Origin of the sequence: Xanthomonas sp. CFBP 7698 (assembly GCF_003600855.1) — a bacterium.
GTDB classification, from domain to species: domain Bacteria; phylum Pseudomonadota; class Gammaproteobacteria; order Xanthomonadales; family Xanthomonadaceae; genus Xanthomonas; species Xanthomonas cannabis.
The window spans coordinates 37794-60188 of sequence record NZ_PRDN01000003.1 but is presented as its reverse complement, the minus strand read 5'-3'; the positions used below and the strand labels follow the sequence as shown (position 1 = coordinate 60188).

Below are 22395 nucleotides of genomic sequence, written 5' to 3'. Positions count from 1 at the left end.
TTCTGCGCGCCGCTGCAAGGCGTACTCGCTGACAGTCGTACTGCTGGTACATCCAGCGCATGGAGTACAGAGTACCGAGCACACCGAACATCGAGCACACCCAGCACATCACGCGCATCACGCGCATCACGCGCATGAGGCGCACCACGCGCATAAGGCGCATAAGGCACATGGGGCGGTTGCGCGCCGTGCTCACGGCCGGCTTGGCACACTGCGCGGCGCCGCGTGCGCGGTCTTCAGGAGCCTGCCGTCATGACGATGCCCGTCCGCGCCCGTTGGCGCGCAGCGCCCGCCGCACTGCGTTGGCCGATCCTGGTGGCCATCGCGTTGTATGCCAGCTACCTGGTGCTCGGCAATCTGCTGCTCAACACGCCGCTCGGCCCGGCAGCGCTCAATCGCACGCCGGACAAGTTCGCGATGCAGTGGGGGCCCGCAGTCACCTGGTGGCCGGGGCGGCTCGTGCTCTGGGACGTGACGCTGCACGGCCAGTCCACGCGCAACCGCTGGGATGTCAGCGCCCGACGCATGAGTGGGCAGGTCCGTCTGCTGCCGTTGCTGAGACGGCAATTGCTGGTGCCACACCTGCAGGTGCAAGGTGTGCGGGCCGGCCTGGAGGCGGCAACGGGCGTTCCGGATGCAGCCAGTGCCACGCGGCCGGCCGCGCCGTCGCGGGCGCAGCGGGCAGGCAGGATGCCAGACCCCACATCGGGCCCGGCCGTGGCGGGCACCGCTGACCCTGGCGCCCTGGCCGCAACCGCAACAACCACTTCGTCGCACGCGATTGCGAGCCCGCCGCACGCTGCAGCGCCATCAGCAAGCGCGACGCCGGTCGCGACATCGGCATCGGCCAAGGCGCCAGCAGCAACTGCATCAGCCACTGCAACACCCACCACCTCAGCCAGCAGTTCGCCAGCCGTCACCCAAGGCGCCAGGCCTGCCTGGACCCTGCAATTCGACCGCATCGAGGCGCAGCAGGTGCACGCGCTGTCGCTGCGGCAATTGCAGATCGAGGGCGATGGCCAGTTGCAGCTTGGCCTGTTCAAGCAATTGCGCGGCGGGCCGCTGGAAGTGTTTCCGTCGCGCGCTGCGTTCGACAAGGCGCGGGTGCGCTGGGCCGAGACCGAAGTGCTGCGCAATGGTCAGCTGCGGCTCGAAGCCAGCGTTGCGCGGCATGCGGCCGATCAGGCGCGCGGGCTTGCGCTGTTGCAACTGACAGACGCATTGGTGGCCGTGCATGGCGACACTGCGGCGCTGGATGTCACGCGCACGGCACAGGGCCGCCACACGGTTGCCACGCGCCCCGGCAAGGGACGTGCCGATGGCGAACTGCGCTGGACACGCGGCGCATTGCAGCCGGGTAGCCAGCTGCATTGGCGGGCGCCATTGCACGACAGCACGCGCACTCCGGCAGCAGTGCTGGGCGAGCTGGCTGCGCAGCTGCAGGTGGACGACAACATGCGTCTGAGCATCCGGATGCCGGAAGCGGCCGATGCCGGGCTCACGCTGGATGCGGACCTGCGCGTGCAGGGCCGCCAATTGCCCTTGCAATCCATGCGTAGCCTGCTGCCGCGCACCTCCGGGCATGCGCGGCTGCATTGGCAGCTGGCCTCGCTCAGCTGGATCCCCGCGCTGTTTCCCGATGTGGACTGGCTCACGCTGGAAGGCGATGGTCTGGTGGATGCGGATTTGCGCATCGCGCGTGGCCAGCTTGGTGCCGGCAGCCGCCTGCAGGTGCCGCATGTGCGCGCGCATGTCGGGGTGATGGGGCATGCGATCGACGGGCAAGCCAGTGCCGATCTGCGCGTGGACGCCGATGCAGACGGTCAACTGCTGCCTGCACTCGCGTTGCAGATGCAGCAGTTTTCAATCGCTCATGGCGAGTCACCAGCGCGCCCGTTCGTGCAAGGCCGCGATCTGCGCCTGGACCTGCAGACGCGCGCCGACGCCCGCAACCTGACCACCCTGCGCGATGCCACGCGTGCGCACCTGACCTTTGCCAATGCACGCGTGCCGGACCTGCGTGCCTACAACCGCTATCTGCCGCAGCAGCAATTGCGTTTCGACGGTGGCAACGGCGTGCTCAGCGGCGATCTGCAGATCGAGCCGGGCGGCCGCATCGGCAAGGGCGGCCTGCGCATCGGCGCGCGTGCGGCGCGCCTGCAGTTTGCCGGGCTGGCGTTGCGCGGGGATGTGGATGCCGATCTGCGCCTGCAACGCGGCGATCTGCGTGCGGAGCAATTCAGTCTCGATGCCAGCACCATCCAGTTGCGCAATGTCGGATTCACCGGGCCCGATGGACAACGGCGCGATGGCTGGTGGGCGCGCATCGCGCTGGAGAACACGCGCATGCAATGGCGGCAGCCGATCGGGGTGGATGGACGCGTGCGCATCCAGGTGCGCGATCTGGCGTTTTTGATGGCGCTGTACGCACGCGATCGCTCGATCCCGAACTGGATGTTGCGCCTGGTGGATGCAGGGCAGGCACAAGTGACTGCCCGTGCGCAGTGGCAAGGCGAGACCGTGGTGATCGATCGCTTGCAGGCACGCAACGATCGCTTCCAGGTGGATGCGCGTTTGCGCCTGCAGGGCAGCCAGCGCAGCGGCAGCCTGCTCGCGCGCTGGGGTGTGTTGAGTGCGGCAGTGGGGCTGCGCAACGACACGCCGGAATGGCATCTGCTGCACGCCCCGCAGTGGTATCAGGCTCAGCCCGATCTGCTGCGGTGACCGCCGCAGCGCCATCACCGCGTGAAGAAACTCCGGCCAGTTCTGTACTGTCTGGTGTTGTTTTGCAGTGCAGCGTGCAAGTCGGATTCGGGGCGCGCACTATGATCCTGCATCCCGACGTGGGGGAGGGAGCAAAGCCCGCTGGCAGTTCGCTGCAAGCGGGCTTTTTTATTGCCTGAACGTTGCCGGGTCAAGCGCTGACCCGCGGGTAGCCAACCCGGCAAGCTCTCGCCACGCCACAACGGGCGAGGCCCGCGCGCAGTGCAATCGCCAGACTCGCAAGGCTTATTGCGGCAGCTCCAGCAGCCACAGCGCGCTGCCGCCAGTAATGAACAGCCGCCGCTGCTCCATGTCGAACGTGCAATTGGAGGCCGTTGCCGGCGTCGGCACCAGGCCGAGCCATTGCCCATCGCGGTCGAAGACGCACACGCCGGCGCCGGAGCTGCTCCATAACCAACCGTGGCGGTCCACGCAGAAGCCATCCGCCAGGCCGTCTGGCACCACCGCGAACCGACGCTGGTTGTGCAGTGCGCCATCGTGCCAGTCGAAGGCGGTGATCTCCGGCTCGCCCGGGCCGCCTTCGGGCGTCTGCGAGACGTACAGCACGCGTTCGTCGGGCGAGAACGCCAGCCCGTTGGGGTGGTCCAGCGTGGTCATGCATTGCAATGCGCCGCCATTGGGCGGCAGCCGGTAGACGCCGTGATGGTCCAGTTCCTGCGGGGCCGGGCAGCCCTGGCTGGGCTTGAGCAGGCCGAAGGGCGGGTCGGTGAACCAGATCGCGCCATCGCGCGCCACGATCAGATCGTTCGGCGAATTGAGCCGTTTGCCCTCGAAGCGGCTCACCAGCACGTGCGCCTGGCCGTCGCCGTCGCTGCGGGTGATGGCGCGGCGCCCGTGTTCGCAATGCACCAGCCGTTGCTGCGCATCCACGGCATTGCCGTTGGTGAACGCGGTCGCATCCAGCAGCACATCCACCGCGCCGTCCTCGCGCCAGCCCAGCACACGGCGGCCCACCACATCGCTCCACACCAGGGTGCGCTGCGCCTGCCACCAGGCCGGCCCCTCGCTCCAGGTGGCCTGGTCGTAGAGGGTCTGCAGGCGCGAGTCACCCAGCCGCGCAGCTAGGGCTGCGTGCTGTGTGGTGGGTGGCGGGCAATCGGCTGGCTGGGCAGCGCCGGGTGCGCGAACGCGGCAGTAGCTATCCATCAACGTGGCGCCGGATGCCCGAACGGATGCGCAGTGGCGGCCCCAGGCGATTGCGCAAATTGCACCATCATCTGCAGGCAAGGCTCATCGCCCAGTTGGCCGGAGCGGTGGCCACGCTGATCGGTGGTGCCCTGATCTTGGCCGAAGTGGATGTCGCCAGGCCCCATTTCCACCCGTGTGCCGTCGCCGGTTTCGATAAACCAGCGGCCGCGCAGCGGGATCACCCATTGCGGGTGCGGGCTCTCGTGCCAGTCGCCCACCCAGCCCACCGGCAGCACCGCAAACTGGATGCCGAGCACTTCGCCCGGGAACGGCCGCAGCCACTGTGGTGCCGCCCCGCCACCCACGCTCTTGCTGCCGAAGCCGGGCAACTGCGAGGGATTGAGGCGGCTGTTGCCATCCGGACCGGTCCACAGATGCAGGAACGGCAAACTGGGCGGCAGTGCAGGATCGTTGCCGTCGGCGTCGAGCGGGATCTGCGAGGGCAGCAATGCGGCTGGCAGCAGCGTGGGGGACATGACGGGGCCTCCTGCAAAAACCGCAGTGCAGCATGGCGATCGTCAGGGCTTCGTCAGCGGAATGTTCAATCCATCGAACATGCGCACGCCCCGCCGGATAGCCGGGTCGTAGCGGATACCTGCAGCTGCTGCCCGCTTTCGATAGAATGAGAGCAATTCTCATTCCCGTCAGGCGCCGTGTCGCCGGGCTCAGTCGTCCAGGAGGTCTCCGTGTCGGTCACGCAAACGGCGCTGCAGCAGCAGGTGGAGCGCCTGTATGCCGACCACCATGGCTGGCTGCAGGGCTGGCTGCGGCGCAAGTTGGGCGACGGGTTCGTCGCGGCCGATCTGGCGCAGGACACCTTCATCAGCGTGATCAGTGCAGGTGCGGCCGACCAGATCCGCGAGCCGCGGCCGTTCCTGGCCACCATCGCGCGCCGGCTGATGGCGCATCGGCACCGGCGCAAGGTGCTGGAAACCAGCTATCTGGAGCTGCTGGCGGCCCTGCCGGAAGAACTGGCGCCATCGCCGGAGTCGCATTGCCTGGCGCTGGAGGCCATGCAGCAGCTGGATCAGGCATTGGATGGCCTGCCGCCTAAAGTGAAGGAAGCCTTCCTGCTGGCGCATCTGCAGGAACTGAGCTACGCGCAGATCGCGCAACGGCTGGGGGTGTCCAGCAGCTCGGTCAAGCAATACCTCACACGTGCCAACCGGCAGTGCCTGTTCGCGTTGTCGGCGTGAGCGTCGTGCATGGCTGATACCGGCTCCGACGCTGCGCCGCCCCTCGACGGCCAGCGACCGCTGTTGGCCGGTGGCCAGCCGATCAGTGCCGAGGTCGCCGACCAGGCCGCCGACTGGCTGACGGTGCTGATGTCCGGCAATGTCAGCGATGCGCAGCGGCACCAGTGGCAGCACTGGCACGATGCGCATCCGGACCACGCGCGCGCGTGGGCGCATATCGAATCGGTGACCGGGCGGATGAGGACGCTGGCGCCACAGGCGGCGTACCGCAGTCTGTCGCCGTATGCGGGCCAGCACGGCGAGGCATCGCCGGGGCGGCGCAAGGCGCTGAATGTGCTGCTGTGGGGTGGGGTAGCTGGCGCCACCGGCGTGCTGGCCACGCGCACCGAGCGTTGGCAGCATGCCACTGCCGATTACGCCACCGCCACCGGCGAACGCCGCGCGCTGCGGCTGCCTGATGGCAGCCGCATCACGCTCAACACCCATACCGCCATCGACGTGCGTTTCGATGCGCACCTGCGGCTGGTGCGCTTGCTGGAAGGCGAAATCATGGTGGCCACCGCGCATGCGCTGGGTGCCGCGCAAGATGCAAGGCCATTTGTGGTTCGTACGCAGCAAGGTGACATCCGTGCGCTGGGCACCCGCTTTAGCGTGCGCCAGGATGTGGCCGACACCCAGGTGGGCGTGCTGGAAAGCGCGGTGGACGTGCGTCCGCTTGCAGCCACGCAGCACGCCGGGCGTGTGCAAGCGGGCCAGCAATGCCGCTTCACCGCCGTCGCGCTTGGCGCGATCACCAGCGCCGATGCACAGGCTTCTGCATGGGTGCAGGGACAATTGATTGCCGACGAACTGCGCCTGGATGTCTTTGTCGCCGAGTTGAGCCGGTATCGCCCCGGCCTGTTGCGCTGCGACAAGGCGGTGGGTGCGCTGCGGGTTTCCGGAGTATTTCCGCTGGACGATACCGACCGCATCCTGGCCATGCTGCCCAGCGTGCTGCCGGTGCGCGTGAGCCGGCGCAGCCGTTACTGGGTGACGGTGCAGGCTGCCGGTTAGAGGTCAGCGCGCTGATCGAAGCGATGGCGCGGGTGGCAATCGGCCACCTCAAATGGCCGCGTGCATGGCGGTGTCGGCCGCGGATGGCTTGAGGAAACCAGCCGTGCGAGGCCGATGACAAGTGGCCGATCAAAAAAAGCGTGATTCGGTCTGCCCGATCGCCGCAGTTGCGGCACCTCCTTGGTGACGGTGTCAGTGCGACACCAAACCTTGTGGGAACAGCATGTCGATCATTGCCCGCCGCCGCGGCGCCCTTTCTTCGTTGTTTCAGTCCGCACGGCGGCCGATCAGTGCTGCGGTTGCAGTCGCGCTGTGCGGGTTGGCCCTGTGTACGGCAATGCCTGCCGCCATGGCGCAAGACGCCGCCGCCGCGCAGGATGCGCGACAACGCCACCGAATTCCTGCCGGTCCATTGGCGCCGGCGCTGCGCACGCTGGCCGGCTCGGCCAACCTGTTGTTGAGTTTCACCGCCGCGCAGACCGAGGGCAAAACCACTGCCGGGCTCGATGGCACTTACACCGCACCGGCCGCACTGAGTGCGCTGCTGGCCGGAAGTGGCCTGCAGGCAGTACCTCTGGAGACCGGCGGCTATGTGCTGCGCCCGGCACCGGCCCGGCCGGCCGGCCGCAGCCAGGCGGATGCGTCGTTGCTGCCCACGATCACCGTAACCGCGCAGGCCGATCGCAGTGCGGCCACCAGCGGCACCGGCAGCTATACCGCGCGTGCCGTGAGCATCGGGCGTGGCGAGCAATCGCTCAAGGACATTCCGCAGTCGATCAGCGTGGTGACCCGGCAGTTGATGGACGAGCAGAACATCACCTCGGTGTACGACGCGCTGGCCAGCACCGCCGGCATCACCATCGTGCAGAGCCCGCAAGGCGGCAAGTACATCTATTCGCGCGGGTTCGACATCACCACGGTGCAGTACGACGGTGTGCCGCTCAATCGCGGCATGTACGGGCGGGCCAGCAACTACAGCGCCAACATGGGTATCTACGATCGCGCCGAAGTGCTGCGCGGTGCAGCGGGTTTGCTGCAGGGCGCAGGCAATCCGGGTGGCGCGGTCAACCTGGTGCGCAAGCGTCCGCTGGATGTGCCGGGCGTGAGCGTGATGGTGCAAGGCGGCAGCTGGGACCGCTACGGTGCGTTGATCGATGGCAGCGCCACGCTCACCGACGATGGCGCGCTGCGCGCGCGCGGCGTGATCGATTACCAGGATCAGCGCTCATTCGTGGACGGCGTCGAGCGGCGCACGCCGACGTATTACGGCACCCTCGATTACGCGGTCTCAGCGCAGACGCAGCTCAGTCTGGGCGTGAGCTACGAACAGGTCGACGGCCGGCCGTTCTTCGGCGGTTTGCCCAGTTTCACCGATGGTCGCGATATCGGGCTGCCGCGCCACACCAATCTGGGCGCGCGGTGGAACCGGCAGTCGTCATCCAACCGCGGTCTGTACCTCGATGTCGATCATCGCTTCAATGCCGATTGGGCGTTCAAGCTCAGTGCGGTGCAGGTGCGCGAGCAGCACGACCTGAAGTTCGCCAGCTCCAGCCGCGCAATCAAACCCGCAAACGGCACTGGCGCGCTGCTGGCGGCACGCACGATTTCCGATGCGGATGCGTTCGGCTTCGATGCCAACCTGATCGGCCACTTCGCCGCATTGGGGCGCCGTCACGAGCTGGTGCTGGGCAGCAATTTCGCCGAAACCACCGTGGATACCGTGTACGGCAACAAGAACAATTTCCAGACCTTCAATGTGTTCGATCTGCAGCGCAGCGTACGGCCGATCAGCGATGCCGAAATTTTCGCCAATGCGCGTGAGGCGCGACGCGGCACGGCGCGCGAATTCGGCGTGTACGGCGCCTTGCGTTGGCAGTTGAGCGACCCGTTGAGAGCCATCGTCGGCACGCGCGTGAGCTGGCACGACACGCAATGGAACACCACCACGACCGGCATCTCGCCCTCGCAATCGATCGAACACACCCGCGAGACCGGGCAGGTCACGCCGTATGCCGGCGTGCTGTATGCGTTGAACCCACACTGGTCGGCGTATGCGAGTTACGCGGACATCTTTCAACCGCAAAACGCACAGACCGAAGCCGGCGAGATGCTCAAGCCCATGACCGGCACCAACTACGAGCTGGGGGCGAAAGGCGAGTGGCTGGATGGGCGCATCAACACCGCTTTTGCGCTGTTCCAGATCGAGCAGAAGAATCGCGCCCAGGCCGACCTGAGCACCAGCCCCACCTGCCGCAACAACGATTTCTGCTACACCGACAGCGGCAAGGTGCGCAGCCGTGGACTCGATGCCGAAGTGAGCGGCGAGGTGCTGCGCGACTGGAATGTGTTCGCCGGCTATACCTTCAACCGCACCACCTATCTGCAGGATGTCAGCAGCCAGGGCCAGAGTTTCAACAGCTACACGCCCAAGCATCTGCTGCGGGTGTGGACAACCTACCAGCTGCCCGGAGCGCTGCATGACTTCACCGTGGGCGGGGGCGTGAGCGCGCAAAGCCTGGCGTACCGGCAGATCGGCACCGCCACTGCCGACATCAGCGGCCGTGCGGTGTGGAATGCGTTGGCGCGCTACCAGCTCAATCGGCAATGGTCGTTGGCGGTCAACCTCAACAACGTCTTCGACAAGCGCTACTACACCACCTTGTCCAGCTTCGTGAATGGCCGCTATTACGGCGAACCGCGCAACGTGATGGTGACCCTGCGCGGCGCACTGTGATGGGCCGCGTCTGGATGGGGCGGGGTGGGGCGGTTAGCGCATGAAGGAGGGTTTTCGCCAAAGCATGGCGTGGTTGCACACCTGGTGCGGTCTCAGCTGCGGCTGGTTGCTGTGCGCAATCTTTTTGACCGGCACGCTCAGCGTATTTCGCGACCCGATCACGCAGTGGATGCAGGGCACACCTGCGTTACCCAGTGCGGCCAGCCACGCGGCCCTGCACGAAGACAGTCTGGTGCCGCATGCATTGGCACAGTTGCGCCAGCTGGCGCCACAGGCACGCGTGTGGCGGATCGCATTGCCTGTCGAGCGTGGCGATGCGCTCACGCTGTTCTGGCGGACGCTGGACGGGCAGGGTCAGGCCGCGTTGGATCCCGGCAGCGGCGAGCTGTTGCCGGCGCCGTGGGGCCGGCAGACCGAGGGTGGCCGGCATTTCATGAGTTTCCATTACACCTTGCACGGCGGCATTCCCGGCTATTGGCTGGTGGGCTGGGTGTCGATGTGCGGGCTGATCGCGCTGGTGTCCGGTGTGATCGTGCACAAGCGCATCTTTCTGGACTTTTTCACATTTCGCCCCGGCAAGGGCCAGCGCTCGTGGCTGGATGCGCATAACGCCACCGCGGTACTGACGCTGCCGTTCCTACTGATGATCGTCTACACCGGCCTGGCCTATTTCTCCACCAGCTATATGCCCGCGCCGCTGCAGGCGGTGTACGGCAGCGACGATGATGCGTACGCGCGCTACGGTGCGGACCTTGCGCCGACGGTGGCAGCCCGCACAAACGCACCGCCGGCAAACGCGCTGCCCGCCTATCTGCCGGACCTGGTGCAGCGTGCCGCCTTGCTCAATGGCGCGCCGGCGCAGACAGTGGTAGTTGAGCGACCCGATCAACCCGGCAGCACGCTACGCGTCATTGCGCGCGCTGCCGACACCGACAGGTCGCGGCGCCTGCTCAATCCCTCCCACAGCGTGGTGTTCGACGCATCCGCCGGCGCGCTACTCGAACAGCACGCGGATGGGTCACGTGCCACGGTGGAAGCCCGGGATGTGGAAGAAGCCATCAAGACCTTGCACGTGGCCGGCTTCGGTGGCTGGACCGCCAAGTGGCTGTACTTCATCAGCGGGATCGCCGGTACCTTGATGATGGCCACCGGCACGCTGTTGTTTTCGATCAAACGGCGTCGGCGCAGCGAGCAGGAATTCGGTGCCGCCACGGCCGGCATCTACCGAGTGGTGGAAGCGTTCAACGTGGCTGCATTGGCTGGCACCGCACTGGCCAGCAGTGCGTACTTCTATGCAAACCGCTTGCTACCACCGGCATTGGATGGCCGCGCACAGCTCGAAATCCGCGCGTTTCTGTGGGTCTGGGCCGCAAGCCTGGCGCATGCAGTAGCGCGTGCGCCTGCGCGCGCATGGGTCGAACAGTTGAGCGCCACCGCACTGCTATGCCTTGGCCTGCCGCTGCTCAATGCGATCACCACCGGCCAGCATCTTGGTGTCTATCTGGCGGCGGGCGCTTTGCAGCCTGCAGCGGTCGAGCTGACGGCGCTTGCGCTTGGCCTGGCCTTCGCCTATGCCGCGTGGCGGGTACACCGCAATGCGGCGCGGCCGGCACCGACGCCTGCCAGGCGTGGCGCGGCTAGCCCCGTGGACACCGCATGAGACGTTCTCCGGCGCTCGCAGCGGTTGCACGCTATCGCTGGTCGGTGGCAGGCCGTGTGCTGGCCGCCAGCGTCGGCGGCTACGCGTTGACATCCACTGGCTGCAGCGTGATGGCGCAGCTGCTGGTGCATGGCGCGGGCGTCGCACCCGCGGTGGCGGTCCTTAGTGCGACGCTGCTCAGTTTTGTCGTCTACACCGTGGTGGCGCTGTGGATGTTTCGCGCGCGCGATGCAGTGCACATGTGGCGATGGTCGGGCGCGTGGCTGGCAATGTTGGCGGGCGCAGACTGGTTGCTGCGGAGCGCGTCATGGACGGGCTGATGACCGCACTTGCAGGTGCTGCGCTGTGCCACGCCGGGCTGATGGCACTGTGCCTGGCGATGCATCGTCATCATGAGCAACTCACCGGCCAACGCACGGCGCCATCCGCGCGACGCTGGCAGTTGCGCATGATCGGCGCCGGCCTGCTGACCACCGCACTCGCGGTGTGCGTGCAGGGGTGGGGTGGCAGCGTCGGCACGCTGCTCTGGCTGGGCTTGCTGAGCGTGGGCGCATTCTGGGTCGCGTCAGGCATGGCGTACGCGCCGCGGCAGAGTGCATGGCTTGCGCTGCTGGTCGGGTGCCTGGCCTGCCTGCTGCTCGGCTGGCGTGCGATGCCGATGTGGTGACCCCCGCTGCAGGTGTGGTTGCCGATGCGACGGCCTGGGCAACAGTGGGGAAAGGCCATGATCGACAGCACGAGGGACGCAGCTGCCGGGCGAGATAGCGCCGCGTGCACATGCCGCCATCGTGCAGGGATGCCAGAATCGGCGCATGTCGCTGCCTACTGCCTCGGTGTCTCCTGCGCTCACCGCTCTGATCGAGCGGGCGGTGGCGCGCGTCCGTCAATCGCTGCCTGTCGAGCAGGCGTGGCCGGGGGGCGATTTCGATCGGCAGCTTGCCCAGGTCGCGCTCGTCAGCGATTTCGCGCTCGATACATTGGCGCGGCAACCGGCATTGCTGCAGCACCTGGCGCAGCCCGACCCACCACCGTTGCCAGTGCCGCAGCTGGATCCAGCGCAGCCGCAGCTGTGGCCTGCCCAACTGCGGCGCTACCGCAGCGCCGAATCCACGCGCCTGGTGTGGCGCGATGTGCTGGGCCTGGACAGCGTGGATGCCACGCTGGCCGGCGCGACCCGGCTGGCCGAAAACTGCCTGCAATGCGGCCTGCGGGCGTTGCAGCAGCAATTCGACGCCCGCCATGGCCAGGTCATTGCCGCGGACGGCAGCGTGCAGCGGCTGGTGGTGTTCGGGCTGGGCAAGCTGGGCGGTGGCGAGCTGAATTTTTCCTCGGACGTGGACCTGGTGTACGCCTATCCGCAGGGCGGCCAATCCGATGGCGCGCGCCCATTGGCGGCAGAAGAATACTTCGCGCGGTTGGGTCAGCAGCTGGCCAAGTTGCTCGACGAAACCACGGCCGATGGTTTCAGCCATCGGGTGGATCTGCGCCTGCGTCCGTTCGGCACTGCCGGCCGCGTGGCGTTGTCGTTTACCGGCATGGACCAGTATTTCCAGCGCGAAGGCCGCGATTGGGAGCGCTACGCCTGGCTCAAGGCGCGCGCGGTAGCCGGCGATATCGATGCCGGCGAAGCCTGGCTGGAAACGCTGCGGCCGTTCGTCTACCGGCGCTATCTGGATTTCACCGCGCTGGATGGCCTGCGCGAGATGAAGGCGGTCATCACCGCCGAGGTGGCACGGCACGACCGGCTGGACGACATCAAGCGCGGGCCCGGGGGCATCCGCGAGATCGAGTTCCTCGCCCAATCGCTGCAGCTGATCCGCGCCGGCCGCGAGCCGGCCCTGCGCGAGCGGCGCTTGTTGCCCGCGCTGCAGGCGCTGGTCGCCGCCGGCCAGGTCGAGGCCGACAACGGCGCCGCGCTCACCGCGGCCTACCGCTTCTTGCGCCGGCTGGAAAACCGCCTGCAGATGCTGCGCGATGCACAGACCCACGCCTTGCCGCAGGCGGAGATGGATCGCGAACGCATCGCGCTGGGCCTGGGGTATGCCGACTGGCCCGCCCTGCTGGACGCGCTGGCCCCGCACCGCCGGCGTGTGGCCGCCGAATTTGCCGAGTTGCTGGCGCCACGCGTGCGGGCCACCGCGCCGGACGCGCTGGCCGACTACTGGCGCGCGCTGCCCGATGGCGATGCAACGCCGCTGCTGGGCATTGGTCTGCACGACCCGGGTACCGCGCATCAGGTGCTGGGCGATTTTGCGCAGTCGGCCGGTGTGCACGCGCTGTCGGACACGGCGCGGGCGCGGCTAGATCGCGTGGTGCCGGCACTGCTGCTCGCCGCCACGCGGGCCAGCCAACCCGATGCCGCCGTGCGCCGCATGCTGGGCCTGTTGCAGGCCACCTTGCGCCGCACCAGCTATCTGGCCTTGCTGGACGAGCAGCCCAGCGCGCTGGCCCGCCTGGTCGATGTGCTCTCGCGCAGTGCCTTGCTCGCCGAGCGGCTGGCGGCGCACCCGTTGTTGCTGGACGAGTTGCTGGATACGCGCATCGGCGGCCCGTTGCCGGATCGCGCGGCGCTGCAGGCTGCCTGCGTGGAGACCTTGCAGATCGCAGACACCGAGGCGGCCTTGCGCGAGCTCAACGAGCGCCGGCTCGCGCTGAGTTTCCGGATCGCCCTGGCCACGCTCGACGGCCGCCAGCACGCGGTGCAGAGCACCCGGCAACTGGCCTGGCTGGCCGAGGCCGTGGTGCAGGTGGTGCTGCACCTGGCACGCAGCGAGCTGGTTGCCGCGCACGGACAGGTGCCGGGCGGCCTGTTCGCCATCATCGGCTACGGCAGCCTGGGCGGGCTGGAGCTGGGGTTCGGGTCGGATCTGGATCTGGTGTTTCTTTACGACCACCCGCGCACGGTGGACAGCTCCGACGGCAAGCGGCCACTGGATGCGGCGCGCTGGTTCGCCCGTCTGGCGCAAAAGGTGATGGCCTTGCTCGGCGCCGAAACCGGTGCCGGCCGCCTCTACGACATCGATGTGCGGCTGCGTCCGGACGGTGGCCAGGGCGCGCTGGTGTCGTCGCTGGCCAGCTACCGTGAGTACCAGCGCGAGCGCGCCTGGACCTGGGAGCATCAGGCGCTGGTGCGTGCGCGCGCGGTCGCCGGCGATGCCACGCTGTGCGAGGCCTTTGCGCAGGTGCGCCACGACACGCTGACCCGCGCACGCGACCCCGCGCTGCTGCACGACGACGTGCGCAAGATGCGCACGCGCATGCGCGCCGAACTCGATCGCAGCGATGCCGGCCGGCTGGATCTCAAGCAAGGTGCCGGCGGCCTGGTGGACCTGGAATTCGTGCTGCAGGCTGGCGTGCTGGGGCAGGCCGCGCAGCATGCGCGGCTGCTGGCATGTTGCGATACGCCTGGCGTGATCGATGCGCTGGTGCAGGCGCAGTGGTTGCCCGTCGAGATGGCGCAGCCGCTGCATGAGGCGCATGCCGCGCTGGTGGAGGCCGGGCTGGCGTGCACGCTGGACCGGCGTCCACGCTTGATCGCACCGACACCGGCCATCCAGCAGGCGCGCAGCGTCATCTTCAACGCAGCGCGTGCGCAGGGGCTGGCATTTCCGGCCGGCAAGGACGCGGCCACGCTCTAGCGGGGCGGCGGGAGCCGGCTGTCCGCAGTCGCCGGTCGTGCATGCCAGGCCGATGCCACCGGTGCGTGCAGGCGAGCAACGGCGCAGGTCAGGCGTTGTACTCGGCGCGTCCGGGTTGCGCATCGGTCTGCCGGAGGCGGGCAGGGGTGTTGTGCTGTTGCCTGGCGCGCTCGGTAGCTACAGCGCACCGCGCTTCAGACAGGGCGGCGTGGTGCGCTCCGCCACAGCAACGCGCGAAACGGCCCGAGCAGAAACACGCCCATGCCCAGCTTTACCGCCAGATCGCCGGCCGCCCAGCTCACCCACGGCAGCGCCGCACCGGCGAAGGCGATGCTCCAGAAGATCGCCGTATCCAGCGTGGCGCTGCAGGTGGTGGCCACGATCGGTGCGCGCCACCAGCTGCCATTGCGCAGGCGGTCGAACACGGTGATGTCGAGCAGCTGGGCGGCGATGAAGGCGGTGCACGAGGCCGCCGCAATGCGCGGCGTCGCCAGCCACACCGACAGCACCACCGCCAATGCAAAGCCGCACCACGCCACCGTGCGTGCCGCACGCGGCCCGAAGCGACGGTTGATCAGGTTGCTGACCAGAAACGCCAATGGATACGAAAACGCGCCCCAGGTCAGCCAATCGTTGATCGGGTACTGCACCAGGACGTTGGACAACAGCACCACCGCACCCATTGCCAGCACCGCCCAGGTCAAGGCACGGGCGGTGAGCGGGGCGAAGACGGGTGGCGAGGCAAGACGCATGGCGACACGGTGTTGATGGGGTGCGCAATTATCGCTTCGACGGCAGGGCTGGACCAGCGCAATTCATGGGTTTGTGCATCGGTTTGCCACAATAGACAACCAAACCGACGCGGCCACAGTGGCGAACGCCGTGCCGCTAGTTTCCAGCATTACACCGCGCAGCGATGCGCTCGCCGGCCATGGCCTCGGTACGCGACGATCCGCATCCCGGATTGCGCGAGCGCCTGCCGGCGGGCCATGCCTGTATCGCCGGCGGCGACCGACCAGACGCGTGCGCACATCGCGGTCGCAATCGAAAGGTGCGTGGGCCTGCCTTCGTGGCGGCGCATACGCTCGACGGCAGTGTCGGCACGCGATATGCACAGGGGGCACGCCTGCACCACGCTATCGGCGCGTCATCGGGTACGTGTGCACATGACGCCTGACCGACCGCATCGCGAGCACGGGGTGATCGCAAAGCGCGCGGCAGGCCTCGACGTAGGAAATGGGTGGCGTGAGCGGGCGCATGTGCGCGCACTGGGCGCTTGCAGGTGCTTGATGCAACGGCGCGCAGCTTGAGACATCCACGCGCGGTGAGCTGGCATGCCGCGGCACCTGCAGCCGCAGACACGCGCACCTCGCTGGTGGCGACACAATCTCGCCCGCTGGCAGTTCAGCCATAGACATCGCACGTATCGTCCCGGCTCCTGGCCCCGTCGTCTGATGGATGGCGGCCCTTGCACGCCCCGCGACCTGCCGATGCCGATGGAGATAGCCGCCGAATGCGCAGTGTCGCGATGATGCACTGGCAGCTTTGGCCTCGCTGCCGCCTGCGGCAGCGGCCAGGCGTGCGTATTGCGGCCGCCGCGGCCATCGATCGCAGCCGGCACCTGCTTCCTGTTTTCGTGTCGACATGTTCGCGCCGTTGGTCCGCGAGCGCTGGTGCACGCCCCTGCGGTGCCGTTTGGCCTCGCTCACTGTTTTGCCCCCGGAGAGATCCATGCTTACTCGCACCCGCTGTCGGCCGCTGCTGGCTGCCGTGTTGTCCGCTTCGCTGTTCGCCTTCGGCAGCGCCAGCGCTGCCACAACTGTCCCCGATGCTGGGCTTGACGCCATGACGGCCAGCTTGCGCGCAGCCCCCATGTCCTTCGACGTGCATCTGCCATCACGCGACCAGGCGGCGCTGAATGCGCTGCTGGCCGACATCCAGGACCCGCTGTCGCCGCGCTACCACAAGTGGCTGTCGGCGGCCGAATTCCAGCGGCGTTTTGGTCCGGCGCCTGCACAGCTCGCGCAGGTGCGCGCCGCCCTGCAGGCCGCACACATGACCGTGGTGCAGCAGGGGCCAACCCTGCATGTCAGCGCGAATGCAGACAGCGTGGAGCGGCTGTTTGCCGCGCCGTTGGTCGCCGATCTGAAGGCCGGCCAGCAGGTGCGCCTGGCGGCCGCCGCTCCCCTGCAGCTGCCGGCTGCGCTGCGTGCCAACGGTGTCACCGTCACCGGCCTGAGCCGCGGGCTGCCGGTGGCGCACATGGACTCGCGCATGTTGCCCGCCGACCCCGGCAACCGCTCCGGTGATGGCACCACCAGCTATTGGTACAACGACCTCAAGCAGGCCTACGGCTATCCGTCCTACCAGACGATGATTGGTGCGCCGGGGAAGCAGCAGCGGCTCGACGGTAGCGGCAGCACGATCGCCGTGTTGATCGGCAGCGACGTGCTGGACACGGACATCGCCGCGATGTTCGACCACGAACGCTTCAGCCGGTATGCCGGCAACCATGCCAATCCGACGCTGTATGCGCGCCGCTATGTGGCCGGTGCCAAGCCCGGGGTGCAGGATGGCAATCGCGCTGCGGCGCGCGAGGCAACGCTCAATGTGGACATGGCGCTTGGCGGCGCGCCGGGCGCGCACGTGCTGCTGTACGTGACTCCCGATCTCTCCATCGATTCCATCCTGGCCGGCTACCGACAGATCGTGCAGGACAATGAGGCGGACGTGGTCAGCTCCTCGTTCGGGTTCTGCGAACAGGTTTTCACCGCGGCCTATAACGGCAAGGACGCCACCTCCATCCTTGGCCTGTTCGATTCGGTCTTCAAGCAGGGCAACGCACAGGGCATCAGCTTCGTGGCCTCCAGCGGCGACAATGCCGGCCTGGATTGCCCGGACACGCAATACCTGGTGGAGGGCAAGAACGGCCGATACGTCCCCAGCGTGCATTGGCCTGCCGCCGATGCGTATGTGACCGCGGTCGGTGGTGGCAACCTGCTCACTGCCTACAAGAAGGGCAGCCTGGATGCGAGCTACCTCAGCGAAAGCGCGTTTGCCGACCCGTTGCAGGCCGAGGACCCGTATGGCGTGGGCGCGCTGCTCAGCGGTGGCTACTGGGGTGCCGGTGGCGGCGTCAGCACGCTGTTCCAGCGTCCGGCGTATCAGCTGCGCGCGTTGGGCGGCACGCGTACCTCGATGCGCGCATTGCCCGATGTCGGCATGCTGGTCGGTGGTTGCCCGGGAATCGCCGTGCATCCCTGTCAGCAGGGCACCAGCTCGGTGTCCATCTACGTGGGCGGTGCCATCACCAAGTTGATCGGCACCAGCGTGGCGGCGCCGGAGTTCGCCAGTGTGGCCGCGTTGCTGGTGCAGAAGCAGGGCCGGCAGGGCAATCTCAACGATTACCTGTATCGCCTGGCCGCCAACGGCCCGGAGGCCTACCACCGCGGCATCCCCGGCAATAACGGGGTCGTCAGCAACGACGTGCCGATCGCCGGCAAATACAACTACACCACCGGCTTGGGAACCCCGATCGTGCGGCTGATGATCGGCGCGCTGGACGCGGCGCCGGCAGGCATTCCGCGTTCTCCCAGCAATCCGTAAACGCGGCGCGGTTGGAGGCGTCGCGTCGTGGCAACGCCGCCGATGCTCCCTGTCATGCAGATCATCCTTGTGCCGTCTACCCGCCGCCGGGCCTTGGGTCATGGCAGGAGGCGTGCGCGCACCTGCAGGGCGATGCGCTCGGTTTCGCGCACTGGAGTGATATCGACAGCGGGCGCGAGAACTTCATCGGCTGCCTGCAAGCGCTGGCGTTGCCGCAAGGCCTGCAGGTAGCTGCCTACGCGCCCGCTCGCGCGCTCGCCGAATGCGGCGGCCACCGGCGCGCGTGTGGCACAGGCTTCGGAGAGCAGGTTGACCGAGTCGGCGGTGGCGATCAGCGCATCGGCCCAGCCCAGCAGGCCAGCATACGGGTTGGGCCCGTCGCGCGCGTCGCACCACAGCAGGTGCGGCAGGCCGGCGCAGGCCGCACGCAGCGGGGCGATGGCCGCGGGCGGGGTACGCCGGGAAACGGTGACCAGCAGGCTGCCGCCGGCCGCATGCAGCTGGTCGCGCAGCGGCGCGCACAGCGCCGCCAGGTCCTGTACGGTCCAGGGCACCTGGGCGGTCGGGCCGCCGATCAGCAGCGCCAGACGCGGGCCGGGCAGGGCGCCCAGCTCCGGGAAGGTGGCCCGCCCGGCGGCCAGCCAGGCATCGTCCACCGGGTGCAGGCTGCCCAGCAGGGTCAGCACGTTGGCGCCGCGCAACCCATCGTGCTCGGGCACGATCAGCAGGTCCCAGTGGCGCGGGTCCAGGCGCGGGTCCAGGATCTGCACGCTGCGGCTGCCGCGTGCACGCAGCAACCGCGTGGCCAGCGCGGCCTGGCGCCCGCAGCCGATCGCCAGGGCCGGTGGGTGCTGCAGCTGCTGCGCAAATGCAGCGCCGAAGGCGGCCCGTGCACCGGGTAACCGGCGCGGCGCCGCCCAGCGCCAGGGCGCCTGTGCGTGCAGATGCATCGGCTGGAAGGCGCCAGGCTGCAGTGCCCGCGCCAGCGCTTCGGCCTGGCGCGCGTTGCCGGCGCGGCCGTCGCTCAGCGCCCAGGTCAGCCTCATCGTTTCAGATCCGACATAGATTTGTTTCAGATTGAACGCGTGTGACGGCAATCGCACCACTCTACACTGCGGGTCTTCACACTGACGCCGATGCCGCCCGGCCTGGCGCCTTTCCCCTCTTCTGGAGTGCTCATGTCCGACTCGCTCAACGCCGCCGCACTGGACCAGCTGTTCCGTACCGCCCGCACGCAAAACGCGTTTGCCGACACGCCGGTCAGCCAGGACGTGCTGCGCGAGCTCTATGAGCTGGTGAAGTGGGGCCCGACTGCCGCCAACAGCTCGCCGGCGCGGTTCGTGTTCGTGACCAGCGCCGAAGGCAAGGCCAAGCTCAAGCCGGCCCTGTCCGAGGGCAACGCGGCCAAGACCCTGGCCGCACCGGTGACGGTGATCGTGGCGCACGATGAGGATTTCCACGAGAAGCTGCCGTACCTGTTTCCGCATGCCGATGCCAAGAGCTGGTTCGACGGCCCGCGTGAGGGCCGCGCCGAGTCCGCATTCCGCAACAGCTCGCTGCAGGGTGCGTATCTGATCCTGGCCGCGCGCGCGCTGGGGCTGGATGCCGGCCCGATGTCCGGCTTCGACAATGCCAAGGTCGATGCGGCGTTCTTTGCCGGCACGCCGATCAAGTCCAATTTCCTGGTCAATCTCGGCTACGGCGATCCGGCCGGGCTGTTCCCGCGTTTGCCGCGTCTGAGCTTCGACGAAGCCGCGCGCTTCGAGTGAGCGTGGCAGCGCGCAGTGCGGCCTGTGATGCAACATCGGCGCTGCACGCGGGGTGCGGGTGATCGCACCCACGGGGTGTGTGCTTTTGAAGCGTGAGTGCTGCGTTGTTTTGCCTGCGTGTGGAATGTTGTGATCAGCACGTGCGCTCGTGTCCGCGTGAGCGCAGTCGGTGCCCGCAGGCGGTCAGGTCGTGCGGTCAGCTCGCTACCGAGCCTGCCGCGCATCCGCGCTGATCACCGCATGCAAGAAGTGTGTGTCGCCCAGTTTCCTGCAGTCCTCGTCCGTCTGCGTTTTGCCCCATCCGCGTTGTTCCAACGCGTCTCTCATCACATGGAGTTCCAATGAAGATCACCCACAAGCTGTTGCTGCCGCTCGCCCTCACCGTGGCCATCGCCGCCTGCTCCAAGCCGGCCGACAACACCGCCGCACCGGCGGCCGATGCCCCGGCCGCGACCACTGCACCGGCGGATGCCGCTGCTGCCCCGGCCCCGGCCGCCGACGCGGCCGCTTCGACCGCTCCGGCCGTGCAGGTTGCCTCCGGCACCTACACCCTGGACCCGAGCCACACCGACGTGATTGCGCAGTGGAGCCACTTCGGCTTCTCCAACCCGAGCGCGCATTTCGGCAATGTCGACGGCACCCTGGTGTACGACGCAGCCGACGTGACAAAGTCCACCGTGCAGGTCACCCTGCCGCTGTCGGGCTTGAACAGCTTCACCGCCAAGTTCGACGAGCACCTGAAGAGCGGTGACTTCTTCGACGCGGCCAAGTTCCCGACCGCCACCTTCAAGAGCACCAAGGTCGAAGCGGCCGGCACCAACAAGCTGACCGTTACTGGCGATCTGACCATCAAGGACCAGACCAAGCCGGTCGTGCTGGACGTCACCCTCAACGGTGCCGGCGAGCACCCGATGAAGAAGGTGCCGGCAGCTGGTTTCGATGCCACCACCACCATCAAGCGCAGCGACTTCGGCGTGGGCCAGTACGCCCCGAACGTCAGCGACGAAGTAAAGATCCGCATCACCACCGAAGCGCTGCAGGCCAAGGCCGGCGACGCCGCTGCCGCGAAGTAAGAGCAGCTAGCAAAACTGCTGCGCGGCCGCCAGGCGGGCGCGGTCGGTGCTCGGAATCCTCATGTACCACTCGTACACTGCGGTTCCTCCGCGCCGCCCGCACCCACCTGACGACCGCTCGCTACGTGTTGTTAGCCGCTCCAAGACCCGCGCAGATCGCGGTATCGGTGCGCGCAGCCGCCCGATGCCGCAACCCAAAAGCCCGCCAATCGGCGGGCTTTTGCTTGTGTGCGCAAACGCGTTGCCACTCCGGGCGCGCTTGCGTAGGAGCGGACCTGGCCGCGACCGCGTTACCGACGCACTCTCCGACAACGCGCGACCATCTCGGGCAAGCCCGTCGCGCCCGGGTGCGCTCCTACGCGAGGATGCTGCGCCATCCGTGACAGCGAGCACGCCAGCCCTATGTAGGAGCGGACCTGGCCGCGACCGCGTTACCGACGAACCCGGCACAAGGCACGCAATCTCGATAAAACTCCCTCCCGCGCCAGCGCGTCCCAACAAGAAGCGCGTGTCACATCATCCCTCTGCGGAATGTGCCTTCCAGTAGCCCTTCGCGCGAATCCATTCCTTGTCCACGCCCAGGTGTTCTTCGATGAACTTGCGCATTGCACGGGCGCGCATGGACTCGGTGCCGATCCAGTAGAACGTGTCGCCGTCGTGCGGCTCGTAGTCGCGCAGGCTATCTTCCAGCAAGGTGCTGCTGGCTGCATCGAAGCCGTTGCGCTCCAGCCAGTACACATCGACATCGGCCGCACTCAGCAACGCCTGCCGCTCGGCGGCATCGGCCACTTCGATGAACACCTCTGCCTGCAGGTCGGCCGGCATCGCCTCCAGCCAGCGGCCGATTGCCGGCAATGCGGTTTCATCGCCGATCAATACGTAACGATCGAAGTCGTCGGCCACCAGGAACGAGCCGCGTGGGCCGCCAATGCGCAGTTCGTCGCCTGGCTGCGCCTGGGCGGCCCAACCGGAGGCCACCCCGTCACCGTGCAACACGAAATCGATGCTGAGCTCGCCGGTTTGCGGGTCGAACAGGCGCGGCGTGTAGTCGCGGCCGGGCGAGGGCAGGGCGCCGTCGGCGTAACGCGGTCCTTCCGGTGTCATGGTCGGTAGCACGAACGCGCCGTCGGCATTGGGGAAAAACAGTTTGACGTGATCGTCCGGTGCGTCGCTCTGGAAGCCGGCAAGCTCGCTGCCACCAAAGAAAATGCGGCGCATCTGTGGCGTGATCGACTCGCAGCGCACCACCTGTACGGAGCGCAGGCGCGGGTCGCGACGGATTTGGGTGCTGGTATGCGGTGCCATGGGGTGCAGTTCCTGGAGGTACTTTGCAGTTGCGTGGTGGTGGAGGTGGGAGGTCAGGAGCAAAACTGACGAGCTAACAAACAGGTAAGTAGCCACTGACGGACAGCGGCTGTTGGCGATTCCTTCTCCCACCGGGACACTGTCCGCCTTTATGGGGGAGAAGGTGCCCCGGAGGGGCGGATGAGGGTACGAGCGAAGCCCTGCGCAGTTGCAATAACGCGTGGCTTCGTCCGTACCCTCACCCCAACCCCTCTCCCGAAGGGAGAGGGGCTTCAAGCCGCCGCGAAGAGACACGATCGCCGTGGCAATTTGCAGAGTGATGAAACTCGCAAACGGCGCATCCACCGCCACTCCTGCACGCCACTCGCATCAGTAATGCAACCTGTCGT

The 22395-nt window shown here is 67.5% G+C and carries 16 protein-coding genes and 1 other RNA gene; 12 read left to right on the top strand and 5 right to left on the bottom strand.

From position 1 onward, the window contains the following. Window positions 1-252: 252 nt before the first annotated feature. Window positions 253-2724, top strand: a complete 2472-nt coding sequence (locus tag XnspCFBP7698_RS14030) for a hypothetical protein (protein ID WP_104579252.1) — start codon at window positions 253-255, stop codon at window positions 2722-2724. Window positions 2725-3009: 285 nt separating this feature from the next. Here XnspCFBP7698_RS14030 and XnspCFBP7698_RS14025 read toward each other — a convergent pair whose 3' ends face one another. Continuing rightward, on the bottom strand, window positions 3010-3930 hold the full coding sequence (locus XnspCFBP7698_RS14025; RefSeq protein WP_123137508.1) for an SMP-30/gluconolactonase/LRE family protein: 921 nt from the start codon (window positions 3928-3930) through the stop codon (window positions 3010-3012). Continuing rightward, complete coding sequence (locus tag XnspCFBP7698_RS14020; protein ID WP_123137507.1) at window positions 3930-4448, bottom strand: hypothetical protein; 519 nt, start codon at window positions 4446-4448, stop codon at window positions 3930-3932. The genes XnspCFBP7698_RS14025 and XnspCFBP7698_RS14020 overlap by 1 nt, the downstream gene beginning before the upstream one ends. Before the next feature lie 210 nt (window positions 4449-4658). Between XnspCFBP7698_RS14020 and XnspCFBP7698_RS14015 the strand changes: the two genes are divergently transcribed. The 7 genes from XnspCFBP7698_RS14015 (at window position 4659) to glnE (ending at window position 14253) form a co-directional block, all read left to right on the top strand. Further along, a complete protein-coding gene (locus XnspCFBP7698_RS14015) occupies window positions 4659-5168 on the top strand; it encodes a sigma-70 family RNA polymerase sigma factor (RefSeq protein WP_047693480.1) in 510 nt (169 codons plus the stop codon). 9 nt (window positions 5169-5177) lie between these two features. Next, on the top strand, window positions 5178-6221 hold the full coding sequence (locus XnspCFBP7698_RS14010) for a FecR domain-containing protein (protein ID WP_104579249.1): 1044 nt from the start codon (window positions 5178-5180) through the stop codon (window positions 6219-6221). A 223-nt stretch (window positions 6222-6444) separates the two neighbouring features. Next, on the top strand, window positions 6445-8955 hold the full coding sequence (locus XnspCFBP7698_RS14005; protein WP_104579248.1) for a TonB-dependent siderophore receptor: 2511 nt from the start codon (window positions 6445-6447) through the stop codon (window positions 8953-8955). Window positions 8956-9019: 64 nt separating this feature from the next. Beyond that, a complete protein-coding gene (locus XnspCFBP7698_RS14000) occupies window positions 9020-10615 on the top strand; it encodes a PepSY-associated TM helix domain-containing protein (RefSeq protein ID WP_233548987.1) in 1596 nt (531 codons plus the stop codon). Continuing rightward, window positions 10612-10935: a hypothetical protein gene (locus XnspCFBP7698_RS13995; RefSeq protein WP_104579246.1), complete on the top strand. Its 324-nt coding sequence runs from the start codon at window positions 10612-10614 to the stop codon at window positions 10933-10935. The genes XnspCFBP7698_RS14000 and XnspCFBP7698_RS13995 overlap by 4 nt, the downstream gene beginning before the upstream one ends. Further along, window positions 10935-11282, top strand: coding sequence for a DUF3325 domain-containing protein (locus XnspCFBP7698_RS13990; protein ID WP_233548985.1), 348 nt, complete (start codon window positions 10935-10937; stop codon window positions 11280-11282). Before XnspCFBP7698_RS13995 ends, XnspCFBP7698_RS13990 begins: the two co-directional genes overlap by 1 nt. Window positions 11283-11427: 145 nt before the next feature. After that, the gene (gene glnE, locus XnspCFBP7698_RS13985) at window positions 11428-14253 is read left to right on the top strand and encodes a bifunctional [glutamate--ammonia ligase]-adenylyl-L-tyrosine phosphorylase/[glutamate--ammonia-ligase] adenylyltransferase (protein WP_104579244.1); all 2826 of its coding nucleotides are present in this window, start codon (window positions 11428-11430) and stop codon (window positions 14251-14253) included. Window positions 14254-14447: 194 nt separating this feature from the next. On the opposite strand, the gene XnspCFBP7698_RS13980 is transcribed toward glnE, so the two are convergent. Next, window positions 14448-15005, bottom strand: a complete 558-nt coding sequence (locus XnspCFBP7698_RS13980; protein WP_047693348.1) for a VUT family protein — start codon at window positions 15003-15005, stop codon at window positions 14448-14450. A 979-nt stretch (window positions 15006-15984) separates the two neighbouring features. Between XnspCFBP7698_RS13980 and XnspCFBP7698_RS13975 the strand changes: the two genes are divergently transcribed. Then, entirely contained in the window at window positions 15985-17859 is a 1875-nt protein-coding gene (locus tag XnspCFBP7698_RS13975) for a S53 family peptidase (RefSeq protein WP_123137506.1), read from the top strand. A 98-nt stretch (window positions 17860-17957) separates the two neighbouring features. Here XnspCFBP7698_RS13975 and XnspCFBP7698_RS13970 read toward each other — a convergent pair whose 3' ends face one another. Further along, the gene (locus tag XnspCFBP7698_RS13970) at window positions 17958-18905 is read right to left on the bottom strand and encodes a mitochondrial fission ELM1 family protein (RefSeq protein WP_123137505.1); all 948 of its coding nucleotides are present in this window, start codon (window positions 18903-18905) and stop codon (window positions 17958-17960) included. Between the two features lie 132 nt (window positions 18906-19037). Here XnspCFBP7698_RS13970 and XnspCFBP7698_RS13965 point away from each other — a divergent pair, with 132 nt between their 5' ends. The 3 genes from XnspCFBP7698_RS13965 to XnspCFBP7698_RS13955 all read left to right on the top strand — a co-directional run bounded on the left by XnspCFBP7698_RS13965 (window position 19038) and on the right by XnspCFBP7698_RS13955 (window position 20838). Further along, window positions 19038-19628: a malonic semialdehyde reductase gene (locus tag XnspCFBP7698_RS13965; protein WP_123137504.1), complete on the top strand. Its 591-nt coding sequence runs from the start codon at window positions 19038-19040 to the stop codon at window positions 19626-19628. 341 nt (window positions 19629-19969) lie between these two features. Next, window positions 19970-20701, top strand: coding sequence for a YceI family protein (locus tag XnspCFBP7698_RS13960; RefSeq protein WP_081422286.1), 732 nt, complete (start codon window positions 19970-19972; stop codon window positions 20699-20701). A gap of 61 nt (window positions 20702-20762) precedes the next feature. Then, window positions 20763-20838: non-coding RNA, sX9 sRNA (locus XnspCFBP7698_RS13955), on the top strand. Between the two features lie 379 nt (window positions 20839-21217). Here the strand turns inward: XnspCFBP7698_RS13955 and XnspCFBP7698_RS13950 are convergent. After that, a complete protein-coding gene (locus XnspCFBP7698_RS13950) occupies window positions 21218-22006 on the bottom strand; it encodes a siderophore-interacting protein (RefSeq protein ID WP_123137503.1) in 789 nt (262 codons plus the stop codon). Between the last annotated feature and the right edge of the window lie 389 nt (window positions 22007-22395).